Annotated in this window: 12 protein-coding genes; 8 read left to right on the forward strand and 4 right to left on the reverse strand. The window is 61.4% G+C overall.

Going from position 1 to position 16,062, the window contains the following annotated elements:
* Positions 1 to 147 precede the first annotated feature (147 nt).
* From C8N35_RS12595 to C8N35_RS12625, 7 genes are all read left to right on the forward strand, one after another.
* On the forward strand, positions 148 to 1,401 hold the full coding sequence (locus C8N35_RS12595) for a cyclopropane fatty acid synthase (RefSeq protein WP_107990065.1): 1,254 nt from the start codon (positions 148 to 150) through the stop codon (positions 1,399 to 1,401).
* A gap of 517 nt (positions 1,402 to 1,918) precedes the next feature.
* Complete coding sequence (locus C8N35_RS12600; protein ID WP_107990066.1) at positions 1,919 to 3,403, forward strand: replicative DNA helicase; 1,485 nt, start codon at positions 1,919 to 1,921, stop codon at positions 3,401 to 3,403.
* Between the two features lie 4 nt (positions 3,404 to 3,407).
* Positions 3,408 to 4,547 carry an alanine racemase gene (gene alr, locus C8N35_RS12605; RefSeq protein WP_107990067.1) on the forward strand — a complete coding sequence of 380 codons (1,140 nt, stop codon included), beginning with the start codon at positions 3,408 to 3,410 and terminating at the stop codon, positions 4,545 to 4,547.
* Between the two features lie 51 nt (positions 4,548 to 4,598).
* Positions 4,599 to 5,984, forward strand: coding sequence for a DNA repair protein RadA (gene radA, locus C8N35_RS12610; RefSeq protein WP_107990068.1), 1,386 nt, complete (start codon positions 4,599 to 4,601; stop codon positions 5,982 to 5,984).
* 129 nt (positions 5,985 to 6,113) lie between these two features.
* A complete protein-coding gene (locus C8N35_RS12615) occupies positions 6,114 to 6,749 on the forward strand; it encodes a CvpA family protein (protein WP_107990069.1) in 636 nt (211 codons plus the stop codon).
* Positions 6,750 to 6,830: 81 nt separating this feature from the next.
* Entirely contained in the window at positions 6,831 to 8,330 is a 1,500-nt protein-coding gene (purF, locus tag C8N35_RS12620) for an amidophosphoribosyltransferase (protein WP_107990070.1), read from the forward strand.
* 48 nt (positions 8,331 to 8,378) lie between these two features.
* Complete coding sequence (locus tag C8N35_RS12625; protein WP_210203508.1) at positions 8,379 to 9,119, forward strand: SDR family NAD(P)-dependent oxidoreductase; 741 nt, start codon at positions 8,379 to 8,381, stop codon at positions 9,117 to 9,119.
* A gap of 197 nt (positions 9,120 to 9,316) precedes the next feature.
* Here the strand turns inward: C8N35_RS12625 and C8N35_RS12630 are convergent, their stop codons facing one another.
* Positions 9,317 to 10,987 carry a methyl-accepting chemotaxis protein gene (locus C8N35_RS12630; protein ID WP_107990071.1) on the reverse strand — a complete coding sequence of 557 codons (1,671 nt, stop codon included), beginning with the start codon at positions 10,985 to 10,987 and terminating at the stop codon, positions 9,317 to 9,319.
* A gap of 347 nt (positions 10,988 to 11,334) precedes the next feature.
* Here C8N35_RS12630 and C8N35_RS12635 point away from each other — a divergent pair, with 347 nt between their 5' ends.
* A complete protein-coding gene (locus C8N35_RS12635; protein WP_107990072.1) occupies positions 11,335 to 12,297 on the forward strand; it encodes a helix-turn-helix domain-containing protein in 963 nt (320 codons plus the stop codon).
* 55 nt (positions 12,298 to 12,352) lie between these two features.
* Here the strand turns inward: C8N35_RS12635 and der are convergent, their stop codons facing one another.
* From der to C8N35_RS12650, 3 genes are all read right to left on the reverse strand, one after another.
* The gene (gene der, locus C8N35_RS12640; RefSeq protein ID WP_107990073.1) at positions 12,353 to 13,774 is read right to left on the reverse strand and encodes a ribosome biogenesis GTPase Der; all 1,422 of its coding nucleotides are present in this window, start codon (positions 13,772 to 13,774) and stop codon (positions 12,353 to 12,355) included.
* A gap of 122 nt (positions 13,775 to 13,896) precedes the next feature.
* On the reverse strand, positions 13,897 to 15,276 hold the full coding sequence (locus C8N35_RS12645) for an outer membrane protein assembly factor BamB family protein (protein ID WP_245926772.1): 1,380 nt from the start codon (positions 15,274 to 15,276) through the stop codon (positions 13,897 to 13,899).
* The gene (locus tag C8N35_RS12650) at positions 15,273 to 15,977 is read right to left on the reverse strand and encodes a tetratricopeptide repeat protein (RefSeq protein ID WP_107990074.1); all 705 of its coding nucleotides are present in this window, start codon (positions 15,975 to 15,977) and stop codon (positions 15,273 to 15,275) included. Before C8N35_RS12650 ends, C8N35_RS12645 begins: the two co-directional genes overlap by 4 nt.
* Positions 15,978 to 16,062: the final 85 nt, after the last annotated feature.

The following is a 16,062-nucleotide window of genomic DNA, read 5'->3' on the forward strand; positions in this document are numbered from 1 at the left end:
CCACACGCTGCCGGATCCATTTTTCAAATCCTTGATTTAATCTTGAAATGGAGCGACGCTCGTCTAGTTACCAATCATATCTCACAACCCGCGACGTGCCAGGCGAGGAGGGTCTGGCTGTCGTCATCAATAGACGAGGGATAGGCAATGGGGCGATTGCTTGCCACCTATTTGAGCAAATTTATCAAGAACGGCTCCCTGACGGTCCATTACCCGGATGGGAAAAGCGAAAGCTACGGCGACGGAACCGGATCTCATGTCGCCATGGAACTCACTGACAAAGCGGCAGAAAGGGCATTGGTTCTCGACCCAGCCCTCAAGGCCGGCGAGCTCTTCATGGACGGACGACTGCGGATCACGGATGGAAGCATCTACGACTTCCTCGCCTTGATCAGCAGCAACACCCAGGGTCTGCCGATTACGTGGTCGTGGCACGTGCTGAACAAGTTGCGTATCCTGACCCGGCGCATCCACCAGCACAACACGCTCAGGCGTTCGAAAAGCAACGTCGCGCGTCACTACGATCTCGATGGAACCCTTTATCGGCTTTTCCTCGACTCGGATCGCCAGTACTCGTGCGGCTATTTCGAGCATCCCGACGACAATCTGGAAAACGCACAGCTTGCCAAAAAGCGGCATATCGCTGCCAAGATGTGTATCGAGGACGGCATGGATGTTCTCGACATAGGCTGTGGATGGGGCGGCATGGGCCTCTACCTGGCAGACCTGTGTGGTGCGAACGTCACCGGTCTGACGCTTTCGGAAGAGCAGCACGGAATAGCCAATGGCCGCGCTGTCGATTCCGGGCTCACCGACAGGGCGCGGTTCAGGTTGCAAGACTATCGTGACTGCCGGGGACAGTTCGACCGGATTGTTTCGGTTGGAATGTTCGAGCATGTCGGTGTCGGCAACTACCCGACATTCTTCGATGCCGCGCACCGCCTGCTGAAGCCGGACGGGGTAATGCTCCTGCACTCCATCGGCCGGTTCGATGGCCCCGGCGCGACCAACCCCTGGGTTGACAAATACATCTTCCCCGGTGGCTATATCCCTTCCTTGTCGGAGGTCCTCCCGAAAATCGAGAAGGCCGGGCTCAAGGTCACCGATATCGAGATCCTGCGGCTGCATTATGCGGAAACACTGAAAGCGTGGCGGGACCGTTTCCTGGCACGCAGGGACGAAGCCAAGGCACTCTATGACGAGCGCTTCTGCCTGATGTGGGAATTCTACCTGGCCGCGTCCGAAACGGCCTTCCGCTACCAGGACATGATGGTGTTCCAGATCCAGATCACCCGTGATCAGGAAGCCGTGCCGCTGACGCGTGACTATATTCTCGAAGCCGAACAACGCTTGCGCGAACGCGAGCGCAAGGTGCCTCACCTGCGACTTGCCGGCGAGTAAAACGAAGACCGGGCCGTCGCGACATATACGCGACGGTCTTTTCTCCCTTCATGATTCCACCTCCGGTCCCCCGCGTTCGCGTCTCCTTTTCCACCGCTCGCCGCTATCTGGCTCATCGCGAACGCCTATTTTGCCAGCTCATTTTCAAAAGCCCCATCACAGATGCCCCGCGACACCACAAGCAGCACGATTCCGCGCGGTCGGAACTCACTTTCGGCGCGCCGAGTCAACGCCCCCATGCGTCATTCGTTACAGTTACCCAAGTCCATCAACTGAATTAACAGGCCGCGCCACATGAAGGCCCCGCGAAGACGCTTTCCGTCGTTTTTCGTGACGGAAGGACTTTCGAAGCCGTGTGCTAGAGTCTAACCAGAAGGGGGCGGCGGCACGGCGTTTCCGGCGGGCAACGTACGCGGGAACAAGCTTCTGTGTTTTTCCGACGCTTCCAGGATTTGAAGATCGTGCGAACGACGTGACGATTCCGGCTGGCCGCGCGCCTGCCGAGGGGACCTTTGAAATGAACAACGCCGCACCCAAACTGGAGCCAGTGAACACGCTTTCGCGCACGGCACCGCACAACGCGGAAGCCGAACGTCAGCTCCTGGGTGCCATCCTCGTCAACAACGAAACGTTCTATCGTGTTTCGGACTTCCTTGATGCGGCACATTTCTATCTGACGCCGCACCAGGAAATCTATGAAATGACTGGGAAGCTGATCCGGGCGGGCAAGATCGCCTCCCCGATCACGTTGAAGACCTATTTCCCCGCCGACGCCCAGATTGCCGACCTCACGGCGACGCAGTACCTCCTGCGACTGGCCGCCGATGCCACCTCGATCATAAATTCGGAGGATTACGGCCGCACGATCTACGATCTGGCCATGCGCCGCGATCTCATTCGCATCGGCGAAGACATGGTCAACATCGCCTTCGATGCGCCGATCGACATGCCGCCCTCCGCGCAGATCGACGACGCTGAGCGCCGTCTCTTCGCGCTTGCGGAGACCGGAGGTGCGAATGCCGGATTTGTCGCCTTTGGCGATGCGATCACCTCGACCATCGACATGGCCGCCGCCGCTTTCCAGCGCGAAGGCGCCTTGTCCGGCCTTTCCTCCGGACTTCGCGACCTCGACGCCCGGATGGGCGGCCTGCAGTCGTCGGATCTAATTGTGCTTGCCGGTCGTCCGGGCATGGGCAAGACCTCGCTTGCCACCAACATCGCCTACAATGTCGCCTCCGCCTACCGCGCCGAAGAACTTGCCGACGGTACGATGAAGACGATCGACGGCGGCGTGGTCGGGTTCTTCTCACTGGAAATGTCCGCCGAACAGCTCGCAACCCGTATCATTTCCGAGCAGACCGAGATTTCGTCCTCGAAGATCCGGCGCGGCGACATTTCCGAAGCCGACTTCGAGATGCTGGTCGCCGCCTCCCAGCACATGCAGACGGTGCCGCTTTATATCGACCAGACCGGTGGCATCTCGATTTCCAACCTTGTGGCGCGCGCGCGCCGACTCAAGCGCCAGCGCGGCCTCGACCTTCTGGTAATCGACTATATCCAGCTGCTGTCGGGGTCGGGAAAGCGCTCCGACAACCGCGTTCAGGAAATCACCGAGATCACGACGGGCCTCAAGGCGCTTGCCAAGGAACTCAATGTTCCCATTATCGCGCTTTCTCAGCTTTCGCGTCAGGTCGAATCGCGCGACGACAAGCGTCCCCAGCTTTCGGACCTTCGCGAATCGGGCTCCATCGAGCAGGATGCGGACGTGGTCATGTTCGTGTTCCGCGAGGAGTACTATCTCGGCAAGACCATGCCCCAGGAGGGCTCGGAAGATTTCTTCAAATGGCAGGCGGACATGGACCGCGTCGCCGGACGTGCCGAGGTGATCATCGGCAAGCAGCGCCACGGGCCCACGGGCACCGTCGACCTGCAATTCGCCGGCGAGTACACACGCTTCTCCGATCTGGCCCAGGACGACCACCTGCCCGAACGCACGGAATGACCTGATGGCGGATACGCGGAAGGACAGTCTGGCCTGTGGCCGGCTGACCATCGATCTGGCGGCTTTGGCCGATAACTGGCGAAGCCTGGCGCAACGGACCGGAAAGACGGAATGTGGCGCCGCCATCAAGGGAGATGGGTACGGTACCGGTCTTGAAAAGGCGGCCGTCGCCCTGAGTCAGGCCGGGTGCCGCACCTTTTTTACTGCCGTTCCGCAAGAAGGACTGCGCGCCCGCGCTGCGGCTCCGGATGCGCGTGTTTTCGTGTTGGCCGGTCTTTTGCCCGGCGCGGCCGAGTCCTATCGCGATGGCGGCTTGATTCCGGTTCTCAACTGTCCGGCAGAAGTCCTTGAGTGGTCTGAATTTTGCGCTTCCACAGGACAAAAACTGCCCGCAGCCTTACATCTCGATACCGGCATGAATCGCATGGGTCTCGACATCGATGAGGCCAGGACCATTGCGCAAGCACCGGATGTGCTGACACGGTTTGATCTCGCGCTCGTCATGAGCCACCTTGTGTGCGGCGGAGACCCTGAAAATCCACTCAACGCCCTCCAGCTCGAGCGCTTCCACGAAATGACAGCGCTCTTTCCCTGCGTCCCGCGTTCCCTCGCCAATTCTCCCGGCATTTTCCTGGGCCCGGATTTCCATTTCGACGTCGCCCGCCCGGGAATATCGCTCTATGGCGGCCGCGCAATGGATGAGGGGGAAAACCCCATGCGCCCTGTCGTGACAGCCGAGGCGCGGGTACTGATCACCCATTCGGCTCGCAACGGAGAAACCGTCGGATACGGCGCGGTGGAAACGCTACGCCGCAACTCGCGCATCGCTATTGTCGGCATCGGATATGCCGATGGTTATCATCGGCTCGCAGGGGCCGGCGGTGGCAGCGATACCGCGAAGGTCTGGATCAACGGCCACAAGGTTCCGCTGGTGGGTCGAGTCTCGATGGATCTGATCGCGGTCGACGTGACCGATGTTCCGGAGCGCGAATGCCTGCGTGGCGACTGGGTGGAAATGTTCGGGCCTCACATTCCGGTGGATGAAGCCGCGGCCGCGGCCGACACGATCGGCTACGAATTCCTCACCGGACTTGGCAGCCGTTACGCCCGCACCTATATCGGCGCTTCAGACGATCGGGCCTGAGACCGTCGCAACGCGTCGGCGCGCATCGCTCCAACTCACCGTGGACCCCTCATGGCCAAGCGCACTCTTCAATACGTCTGCCAGAACTGTGGTGCGGTTACAGCGCGATGGGCTGGCAAATGCGACGCCTGCGGTGAGTGGAACACCATCGTGGAGGAAAACCTCGGCGGCATCGGCGCAAGCCCGAAACTCCGTGCCAAATCGCGCGGCCGCGTCGTCCCTCTGGTCGGGCTTACGGGCGAGACGCGGGAGGCGCCTCGCATCCAGACGGGCTTGAACGAACTCGACCGTGTGACCGGCGGCGGATTCGTGCGCGGTTCGGCCCTGCTGGTGGGTGGGGATCCGGGTATCGGCAAATCCACCTTGTTGATCCAGGCCTCCGCGGCTCTCGCCCGCGCAGGGCACCGTTCCATCTACATTTCCGGCGAGGAGGCGATCGACCAGGTGCGCCTGCGCGCCGAACGCCTCGGTCTTTCCGATGCACCGGTGGCCCTTGCGGCGGAAACCAGCGTGGAAGACATCATCGCCACACTGGAGGCGGGGCAGCCTCCTGCCCTCGTCATCGTCGATTCCGTGCAGACGTTGTGGAGCGACCAGGTGGAATCGGCGCCTGGAACCGTCACCCAGGTACGCGCGGGCGCGCAGGCCATGGTGCGCTACGCCAAGAATTCCGGCGCGGCCGTCGTCATCGTCGGCCACGTCACCAAGGACGGCCAGATTGCCGGTCCGCGCGTCGTGGAACACATGGTCGATGCCGTTCTCTATTTCGAGGGCGACGGCATGCACCAGTACCGGGTGCTGAGGGCAGTGAAGAACCGGTTCGGACCTACCGACGAGATCGGCGTCTTCGAGATGGGCGGTGCGGGTCTCGCTGAAGTCGCAAACCCTTCCGCGCTTTTTCTGGGCGAGCGAAATGCGGCCAGCCCGGGGGCTGCCGTCTTTGCGGGTCTGGAAGGCTCCCGACCTCTGCTCATCGAGATCCAGGCACTCGTAGCCCCCTCTCCGCTCGGCACCCCGCGCCGCGCAGTCGTGGGCTGGGAATCAAGCCGTCTTTCGATGATCCTGGCCGTGCTGGAAGCGCGTTGCGGCGTCCGGTTCGGGCAATCCGACGTTTACCTGAATGTCGCCGGGGGCCTGCGTATCAACGAGCCGGGAGCGGACATGGCGGTCGCCGCCGCGCTCGTCTCCTCGCTCAGCGGGGTTGCCCTTCCGACGGAGAGCGTCTATTTCGGCGAAGTCAGCCTGTCCGGAGCGATCCGGCCGGTGGCCCAGGCATCCGTCCGGCTGAAGGAAGCTGGCAAACTGGGTTTCACCCGAGCCTACGTACCGCGTGCGAACACCAAGGACGAACCGGGGCGCGAGATAGAAGTCCATGGTTTGGCGGAACTGGGTGACCTCGTCGCCGAGGTTGCGGCTGGCACACTGGACGATGCCTGAAGCCGGCAAATCTATGCCTCCGCTTGCATCAGGTCGAGGAAAACGCCGACTCGACCTCGTCGCGGCGGAGCGAACGTGATATCGAGTTCTGCGACAAACCGCTGAGGAAGCGCGGGAGCCTGGCACGCCATGCCGATTACCCTTCTGGACGGAATTTTGATCGTCATCATGCTGATTTCGGCCGTGCTGGCGATGATCAGGGGCTTCGTGCGCGAGGTTCTGTCAATCGTCTCGTGGCTTGCCGCCGCGGTCGCCGCCTACATGTTCTACGATGACCTGCTGCCATTCCTGAAGCAGTACATCTCGCACGAGCAGATCGCCCTTGGCGCCTCAGTCGCCGTTATCTTCCTTGTGACGTTGATCATCGTCTCCTACATCACGATGCGGATTTCGGATTTCGTGCTCGACAGCCGCATAGGCGCGCTGGACCGTTCACTCGGCTTTGTGTTCGGCGCCGCCCGGGGGCTTCTTCTCGTCGTTGTGGCGATGTTGTTTTTCAACTGGTTCGTGCAGGAGCCTAAGCAGCCCGGCTGGGTTGCCAACGCAAAATCGCGACCGCTGCTCAATTCGATCGGCCAGCGGCTGATCGCGGCGCTTCCGGAGGATCCGGAGTCCGAGATCATCAACCAGTTGCGCAACCGAGGGACGAAGCGGAACGACGATGCCGCGACGCCGGCTGCCGAAAATGATGACAATGCCGGGTATTCCGAGCGCGAGCGCAGCGGAATCAACCAGCAGATCGAAGCCACACAACCAGCAAATTAGGCGAGTATTCAGACGCATGGGCCAGACCTCCCCTTCCGGCCGTAGCGACCGCCGGGTGAAATTCCCGGCTCAGGAGTAGCCATGAGCGACAAAACGCTTCCTTCCGTGTCCCCGGCCACAATCGGGCCTGACGATGGAGAAGCTGACGACCACTTTCACGATGAATGTGGCGTCTTCGGCGTCTATGAGCACCCGGATGCGGGCGCGCTGACGGCCCTCGGGCTACACGCGCTTCAGCACCGTGGACAGGAAGCGGCCGGTATCGTCTCCTTCGACGGCCGCCAGTTCTACAACGAACGCCATATCGGCCTCGTTGGAGACAACTTCACCAAACAGAGCGTGATTGACCGGCTGAAAGGCACTCGTGCCATCGGTCACACGCGCTATTCCACGACCGGCGCCCCCGTGCTGCGCAACGTGCAGCCGCTTTATGCCGAGCTTGCCGGCGGCGGGTTCGCTGTCGCCCACAACGGCAACCTCACCAACGCCCAGACCCTGCAGCGCGCCCTTCAGGAACGCGGCTCGATCTTCCAGTCCACCTCGGACACGGAGACGATCATCCATCTGGTCGCCATGAGTGCCAAACAGGCTTTCGTCGACCGGCTGATCGACGCGCTGAGCCAGCTCGAAGGCGCTTACGCTGTCGTGGCCCTGTCGGAGAAGAAGCTGATCGGCGCGCGCGACCCGCTCGGCGTGCGTCCGCTCGTTCTCGGCGATCTGGGCGGCACCTATGTGCTGGCTTCGGAGACCTGCGCACTGGATATCATTGGCGCCCACTATGTGCGCGACGTGGAACCTGGCGAGGTCGTCGTCATTACCGAAAACGGCCTTCAGAGCATGAAGCCGTTCGCGCAGACGTCGAACCATTCGCGCTTCTGCATCTTCGAGTACGTCTATTTCGCCCGGCCCGATTCCTCGGTGAACGGAACCAACGTCTACTCGGTCAGGAAGCGCATTGGCGAAGAACTGGCGCGCGAGTCCGGTGTCGAGGCCGATATCGTGGTTCCGGTTCCCGATTCCGGCACCCCCGCGGCTATCGGCTACGCGCAGGAAGCCGGATTGCCGTTCGAGCTCGGCATCATCCGAAATCACTATGTCGGCCGCACCTTCATTCAGCCGACCGATTCCATCCGCCACATGGGCGTGAAACTGAAGCACAATGCCAACCGCACCATGCTGGCCGGCAAGCGCGTGGTGCTGGTGGACGATTCCATCGTACGCGGCACCACATCACTGAAGATCGTGCAGATGGTGCGCGAGGCGGGCGCGAAGGAAGTGCACATGCGCATAGCGTCCCCGCCGACCCGGGACAGCTGCTTCTATGGCGTCGACACACCGGAGAAATCGAAGCTTCTCGCCTCCCGCATGACGATTGCGGAAATGGCCGACTACATCAAGGTCGACAGCCTCGCCTTTCTTTCGATAGACGGGCTCTACCGTGCCGTGGGAGAAGCCGGCCGCAATTCGGACGCGCCGCAATATTGCGACGCCTGCTTCACCAGCGACTATCCGACCCCCCTCACCGACAAGTCCGGCACCGCCGAAATGCGTCAGCTCAATCGTCTGGTAGAAGTGAGTTGAGGCCGGCTTCGCGCGGATTCCCTCCCCCTGTTGCAAAGACGTTCGATCATGACCAAACGGTTTGAAGGAAAGCTCGCGGTCGTCACCGGTGCATCGCGCGGTATCGGCTATCAGGTGGCGAAGGGACTTGCGGCGGAAGGCGCGCATATCATCGCGATCGCGCGCACAGTCGGCGGGCTGGAGGATCTCGATGACGAGATCCAGGCCGCGGGCGGCAGCACGACGCTCGTGCCGCTCGACCTCATGGACTTCGAGGCAATCGACCGGCTCGGTGCCTCGATCTACGAGCGCTGGGGCAAGCTCGACATGCTGGTCGGCAATGCTGGCCTCCTTGGTATTCTCTCGCCGGTCGGCCATATCGATCCGAAGGATTTCGAAGAGGTGATGGCGGTGAACGTCACCGCCAATTACCGGCTTATCCGCTCGCTCGATCCGCTCCTGCGCGCCGCCAACGCCGGTCGCGCAGCGTTCATCTCGTCCGGCGCCGCGCACAAATGCAAACCGTACTGGGGCATCTATTCCGTTTCAAAGGCCGCTCTCGAAGCGCTGGTACGCACCTATGCCGGCGAGACCGAAACGACGAGCAACGTGCGCGCCAATCTCGTCAACCCCGGCCCCATGCGCACCGCGATGCGCGCCAAGGCGATGCCGGGCGAAGATCCAGAAACGCTCCCCCATCCGGGCGAACTTGTCGGACCGATCATGGATCTGCTGTCTGCGGACTTCGACGAAACCGGCAAGCTCTACGATTTTCCCACGCACGCCCTGAAGGACTTCGCCGCCGGGTGATTGGTACGGTATCGCGAGAAACAATCTCGGGACACACCTCGAAGATCCGGCCGCATGTCTGCGCCCTTGATGGCCAGCGCCCATCTTTCATGGGCCATCGTTTTGTCGAGTCGGCCGTTCTCTGAACGACAAAGCCCCCGCATAGGGCGAGGGCTTTGAATTTTCTTGATCCAGTTCTTCGATTTGCCTCGCCCGCCTCAGGCGGCGGCGAAATCTCGCACGAAGGTCTCCACCACCTGGTTCAGCTCTGCCGCCTGGCCGGAGAGGCCGGACGAGAGGTCCATGAGCTGCTGCGAGGCGGCGCCGGTCATCTCTGCGGCTTGGCTTACGCCCGAGATATTCTCAGTTACTTCCTGCGTGCCCGTTGCCGCCTGCTGGCAGTTGCGGGCGATCTCGCCGGTCGCCGCGCCCTGCTCCTCCACCGCACCGGCAATGGCCGAAGCAATTTCCTTGATGTCGGCGACGACACGGACGATCTCCGACATGGAAGTCACCGTGCCGTCGGCCGCCTGCTGGATCTCGCCGATCTTCTGGGCGATCTCTTCCGTCGCCCGGCCGGTCTGGGAAGCGAGCTCCTTCACTTCAGCCGCGACAACCGCAAAGCCCTTGCCGGCCTCACCGGCGCGGGCCGCTTCGATGGTTGCGTTGAGCGCCAGCAGATTGGTCTGGTCGGCGATGCCATTGATTAGATCGACAACCGCACCGATGGCGCTCGCCGTCTCCGCCAGCACCTCGATACGGGCGTTGGAGGCTTCCGCCTCGGTAAAGGCTAGATCGGCCACTTTGGCCGAATGCGTGACCTGACCGTTGATCTCCCGAACGGAGGCGGCCATTTCCTCGGACGCGGTCGCGACCGTCTGTACATTGGCGGACGCTTGCTCGGCAGCCGCTGCCACCGATTGGGCCTGTCGTGAGGTCTCCTCGGCCGTCGCGGAAAGATTGTGCGCCGCATCGGCCACGGAACCGGATGACGTACCAAAGCTGGCGGAAAGCGCCTGCATCCGTCCGACGAAGTCCTTCGCCAACGTTTCGCGGCGAGCAAGGCCCTCACGCTCGGCGGCCTCGCGCAATACCGATTGCGATCGCATTTCCTCGGCCTTGACCAATCCCTGCAACGCCACGTTGAGCGCGCTGGACATCTGGCCGAACTCGTCCTTGCGGTCGATGCCACCAATAACGATGTCGAGCTTGCCGTCGGCGATACCGTTCATGGCTGTGAGCAGTTCAGACATGCCACGGCTGATACCACGGTTGATCTTGAAGCTGATGGCGAATGTGACCGCCAGCGATGCAACCATGACACCCAGTATCCAGAGGAGCGCAGAAGAGGTGGCATCATCGAACTGCGTGTCTGCGTGGAGTGCTTCCGCCATGGCCAACGCCTCAAGCCCACGAAAGGATGTCTTGATCTCCGACACGACGTCATCGATTTCTGAATCAAGTTCGCGAATAGCCGTCGTCATGCCTTCGGCCTTCTCGAGTTCCGGCATCATTGTCGTCTCGAAGAGATCCACAAGCTTGTTGATGGCAGCTTCACCAGCCTTGAACGCCGCAGCATCGGCTGGCGCTGTGGCCCATTCCCCGATCGACTGAATTTGCGTGCGCTCCTTGGCGAGTGCCTCCGTCCAATCCTTGCGGGTGGTGACGAGATCACGGTTGATCTCCGCGTCAGCGATAACACGGTAGAGCCGGGCGCCAACGCTGCCCATATCAGCTGCTTGCTCGGCACGTTCGGAAAGCTCTGCTCCCCTGTCCTGGAAAACCCGCACCCAGTCCATACCTATCCAGGCACCGACTGTCAGTGCCAGTAAAAGTATAGAGAAAAATATAGCGAGACTATTCAACTGGCCCTTGATTGAGATTTGCATTCTTACCCCCAGCTCCCCTGCGATTTAGATCGTCCTCCTTCTAAGTAAATTATTCATGGTTAATCTCTCTTGAATTCCATATCAGACAAATTCGATCCCGATATTCAAATCACGACAGGTGCCGGGACCATCGATAGTCCGAGTTTCCCGGCAGAAAATTCGAAAAAAGGGAGAACTAAAAAATTTCCGAACCAAATGCCCACGCGGATTCTATGGGGTTACGCGGAAATAGGTAATATTTCGGAGATAGTCATCGACCGCTTTTTGGCTGATCCTCTGCGACCCACGTCGTATGGTTAACAAATCAAGCCATCCCCCCCGTCCAATTCTCGAGCCGGAAATAAGTCATGTTTCTCAGATCCTTCCCGGCCATTGAAGCGGACAGCGTCGACCAACTTGCGGACCTTATTGCTGCAATTGGGGGGGGCACGGTCCAATGCGCGCATGTGCACACGCAGGGCGTAAAATTTGTCTGTCGAAGCGTTTCCGCAAAAAACATCTCGATCTTTTACTTGAATAGCGGCTTTTGCACTGAGTTTTCATTTCCGCCGGCTGATTATATCCGCATCGTGCTGCAAATCGATCGACCGTGTAACGTGCGGATTGGAGCGATACAGCTGGAGGCGAGCCCGCGCACCAGTGGCTATGTGGTTCCCGAGAACGTGCCGCTAAGCGAGAGACACCCAGAAGGCTACAAGAGTGTCGCGGTACGCGTCAGCGCCTCTGCGCTCCGCCAGCGGCTGGAAATGCTGCTCGGTCATGAGATCCACGACACGGTTGCATTCGAGCAACCGACGCGCGGCGACAGGCGGTTCGCCGACTACTTTCGCCAGCCGTTGCTGACCGCCTGCCATGAACTGGACCAAATCGACCCGCGTTTCCAGGGCACGTTCATGTGCGAGCTGGAAGCGCTGACGCTGACGCGTCTTCTGCTGCACACCCGGCACAACTATTCCGACGCCCTGGACCGCAAGAAGGCCGATACGAACGTCACACGCCTTCGACGGGTCGAGGACCACATTCACGCAAACTGGAACAAGACGCTTACGCTGGAAGACCTCGCCGCCGTGGCTGAGCTTAGCGGGCGGACGCTTCACCGCAGTTTCATTGCCCGTCATGGCGAGACGCCGCACGAGTACATCAAGTACTTACGCCTATCCAAGGCCCGCGCCATGTTGATCGACGGCTGCCACGCTTCGGTGATAGCGGTGGCCTTGCATTGCGGCTTCAGCAGTCTGGGTCACTTCGCCCGGGCGTATCGAGAGCGCTTCGGCGAGCTGCCATCCGATAGCATCCGGTTTCGCAAATAAGACCCGGTTCCGCTGGCGGACGACGCGGGAACCGCGCCACGCTCCGCCTCCGGAGCTACCGCTTCTTTTTCGCCTTGTTGGCGTAAGGGTTCTCACCTTTGCGGAACGACAGGCGTATGGGTGTTCCCGGGAGCTTGAAGGTCTCGCGGACACCATTGACCAGATAACGCAAATACGCCTCCGGCAACTGTTCGGGCCGCGAGCAGAACACGATGAAATGCGGCGGCCGCGTCTTCGCCTGGGTCAGATAACGCAGCTTGATGCGCCGGCCGGCGACCGCCGGAGGCGGGTGATGCGCGACCACGCCTTCAAGCCACTTGTTGAGCCGCGCAGTCGAGACCCGCGCGTTCCACATCTTGTAGGCGTCAAAGACCGCTTCCATCAGCTTGTCGAGGCCTTGCCCCGTGGTCGCGGAGATCGGCACCATGGCGACGCCGCGCACCTGATTCAGATAGCGCTCGGCCTGGTACTTGATCTCCGTCCAGACTTCGGTGCGATCCTCAATCGTGTCCCACTTGTTGAAGGCGATGACCAGCGCCCGCCCCTCGCGCTGGACGAGATCAATGATCTGCAGGTCCTGTTTTTCGAACGGGATGTTCGCATCGAGCGTGACAACCACGACCTCGGCGAACTTGATGGCCCGCAACGCGTCGGCAACGGAGAGCTTTTCCAGCTTTTCCTGCACGCGCGCCTTGCGGCGCATACCGGCGGTATCAAACAGCTTCACATGCCGCTCGCGCCAGACCCAATCGACGGAAATAGAGTCACGCGTGATGCCCGCCTCCGGTCCCGTCAGCAACCGCTCCTCACCAAGCAGCTTGTTGATCAGTGTCGACTTGCCCGCATTCGGCCGCCCCGCGATTGCGACGCGCAGAGGCCGATCGACGGTTCCCGCAGGCTCGTCGTCTTCCTCGCCGTCGGCATCCGGATCGATGACGATATCGGTTTCGGCTTCTTCGCTCGGCCCCTCGGCGGCCTCGAGTTTTTCGAACTCCTCGCGCAACGCGTCATAGAGATCGGAAAGTCCCTCGCCATGCTCGGCCGAAATCGGCACCGGCTCGCCAAGCCCGAGTGAATAGGCCTCATAGATCCCCGGCTCCCCGGCGCGGCCTTCCGCCTTGTTGGCGAGCAGGATCACAGGACGCGCGATCTTGCGCGCCACTTCCGCGAAATGAGCGTCAAGCGGCGTGACACCGGCGCGCGCATCAATGACGAACAGCACGACATCGGCGTCCTGGATCGCTTCTTCGGTCTGCTTGCGCATGCGGCCTGCGAGGGTGGCCTTGTCGGCATCCTCCAGCCCCGCCGTATCGACGATGGTGAAGCGCAGATCACCCAGACGCGCGTCCCCCGGCCGGCGGTCGCGCGTGACACCGGGCGTGTCATCGACCAGCGCCAGGCGCTTGCCGACAAGACGGTTGAAAAGGGTCGACTTGCCCACGTTGGGGCGGCCGATAATGGCGACGGTCGCGTTCACGCCCTTCGCTCCTTACTCATGACGACTGGCCGCGGAACGCGGCTGGCACGCGTGCGGAATACACGAAAACGGCCGGCGCGCGAAGGGCACGCCGGCCTTTTATTTTTGCGCTCGCACGCAGATCAGTTGTAGGCGACGATATCGCCCTTGCCTTCGACCACAATCATGCGACCGCTAGCGACAATCGGCGACATGTAGGTCGGCTCCGACGTCTCTCGGTTCGAAATGATGGTCCCGTTCGTGGGATTGACCAGCGCCATATGACCATCGCTGGAGAACATCCAGAGCTTGTTGCCCGCAAGAACCGGACCGGCCCAGTTCGACTGCTTCTTCTTCGTACGTACCACCGGAAGCTGGGTCACCCACATCGGTTGACCGCTTTTGAGGTCAAGCGCAACCAGACGGTCGTTCAGATCGATCAGGAACACCGCATTGCCTGCGACGGCCGGCGTGTGAACGCTTCCGATATCCTGTTCCCACAGCCGCTCGCCTGTCTTCAGGCTAACGCCTATCGTGCGGCCGGCGACACCGGTGGCGATCACCGTGCCACCAGCAATAACCGGGCTTGCGGAAACGTCGGCCAGTCCGGAAATCGCCTGGGTCCGGTAGGAGCGGCTGACGGCATCCGACCACTTGGGCGTACCGTCCTTGGCGTCAATCGCCGTGACCTCTCCCGAGGAGAACGGCACCACCACGGTGTTACCGGATATGGCCGGATTGGCTGAGGAGAGCAGGCCTGCCGTCTCCGAAATGCCAGCATAGGTCCAGATCTGGGACCCATCTTCCTGATTAATCGCGACGACTTCGTTGGTCTGCGTCACGACGTAGACCTTGCCGCCCGCAGCTGTCGGAGCGCCGCGTGCGGGTGCATCGAGCGGCACTGTCCAGAGCCTTGCGCCGTTGGCCGGGTTGAGCGCCACAAGAGAGCCGTAACCGGTTGCAGCGAAGATCCGGCCGCTGTCGGCGGCAACACCGCCACCGAGCGCTGAGTCGCTTTCGCCCTCCGGACGAAGCTCGACCTTCCACTGACGCCCGCCATTTGCGGAGAGCGCAGTCACAGTGCCGTTCTGCTCGTAGATATAGATCCGGCCCTGATAGGAGATCGGACGCGCCGACACGCGCGGCGCCGAACTACCGAAGGTGGAGAGCTTGTACGAGTCGCCGCCCAGCGACGCCTTCCAGGCGCGCGCGCCGTTTCCGGCCATTGCGACGTGCCCGGGATTGTTCATTGCGTTGCCGCCCGCCTGGCTCCAATCGCCGACATTTTGCGGCGCCGGGATGGAAACGGTCTTCCTTTCCACCCCCTCGTTTTCAAGCGCGTTCGCGCCCTTGAACAACGGCTGCCGATCACCGGGAAGAATATCCTCTTTCTCCGCGAAGGGATTGAGCGAAGAAATCGAGGAGCAGCCCCCCAGAAGCACTGCGGCCAGGAGCACGGTCGTAACCGCGCGGATACGCCTGCCATACCGGGCGCCGTTGGAAGGGTTACGCTTGCTGATCACTGGGTCTTTTCCTCGTCGGTGGCGGCGCCGTTCGCGTTCGAAGCGACTTCCGGTGTCTTGGCCGCCTGAATGAGCGACTGCATCATTCGCGCCCGGGTGGAAACGTCTGCGGGCGCTTCCCTGTCCTCAAGGATCATGGCGAACCATTTGTCGGCCCCGTCCATGTCTCCGGCCTTCCACGCGGCAAGTCCAAGGATCTCCCACGCGGCAGCCCGAAGTGAATTCGCCGCGTCGGCGAGCGGCTCGACCCGCGCCTTCACCTTGTCGCGGTCTTCCAGATCAACAGCGAGATAGCCGGCGCGAATAGCGGCCATATCACGATACAGTTTGTCGATAGACGTATCGTCCGCGATCTTTGAAAACGCTTTCAGCGCCCCGTCCTTGTCACCGGCGGCAGCAAGTTCGCTCGCGGCGCGCATGCTACCCAGCATCGCATAGCCACCGGTGGCGTCGGAAAGGCCGGCAAGCTCCTCACGCGCCTTGTCGTGATCGCCGGCATTGCCTTCATCGATCGCGGTAAGGAGCATATCGCCGGCCTTTGCCGATTGCTGCGCTTGCCGGTACTCAAAGAACCGGTAGCCGCCGGTCCCAGCCACGATCAGCACCGCAACGCCGATGATGTAAGGCGCGAGCCGCTTCCACAGCTTGCCATAACGATCGCGCCGTAGGTCCTCATCGACCTCGCGAAAAATGTCGGACATCGAACCTCGCTCGAAACTTCCATCAGATCCCACACCGCCGACGGTGTGTCGAACCAAATACGATTGCGGGATCCGTACCTTGCAT

This window comes from Breoghania corrubedonensis, assembly GCF_003053845.1.
Taxonomy (GTDB): Bacteria; Pseudomonadota; Alphaproteobacteria; order Rhizobiales; family Stappiaceae; genus Breoghania; species Breoghania corrubedonensis.

Bases quoted from the DNA above. Each gene is read 5' to 3' on its own strand.
- C8N35_RS12595 (WP_107990065.1), top strand. From the start codon at position 148: ATGGGGCGATTGCTTGCCACCTATTTGAGCAAATTTATCAAGAACGGC.
- C8N35_RS12600 (WP_107990066.1), top strand. From the start codon at position 1,919: ATGAACAACGCCGCACCCAAACTGGAGCCAGTGAACACGCTTTCGCGC.
- alr (WP_107990067.1), top strand. From the start codon at position 3,408: ATGGCGGATACGCGGAAGGACAGTCTGGCCTGTGGCCGGCTGACCATC.
- radA (WP_107990068.1), top strand. From the start codon at position 4,599: ATGGCCAAGCGCACTCTTCAATACGTCTGCCAGAACTGTGGTGCGGTT.
- C8N35_RS12615 (WP_107990069.1), top strand. From the start codon at position 6,114: ATGCCGATTACCCTTCTGGACGGAATTTTGATCGTCATCATGCTGATT.
- purF (WP_107990070.1), top strand. From the start codon at position 6,831: ATGAGCGACAAAACGCTTCCTTCCGTGTCCCCGGCCACAATCGGGCCT.
- C8N35_RS12625 (WP_210203508.1), top strand. From the start codon at position 8,379: ATGACCAAACGGTTTGAAGGAAAGCTCGCGGTCGTCACCGGTGCATCG.
- C8N35_RS12630 (WP_107990071.1), bottom strand. From the start codon at position 10,987: ATGCAAATCTCAATCAAGGGCCAGTTGAATAGTCTCGCTATATTTTTC.
- C8N35_RS12635 (WP_107990072.1), top strand. From the start codon at position 11,335: ATGTTTCTCAGATCCTTCCCGGCCATTGAAGCGGACAGCGTCGACCAA.
- C8N35_RS12650 (WP_107990074.1), bottom strand. From the start codon at position 15,977: ATGTCCGACATTTTTCGCGAGGTCGATGAGGACCTACGGCGCGATCGT.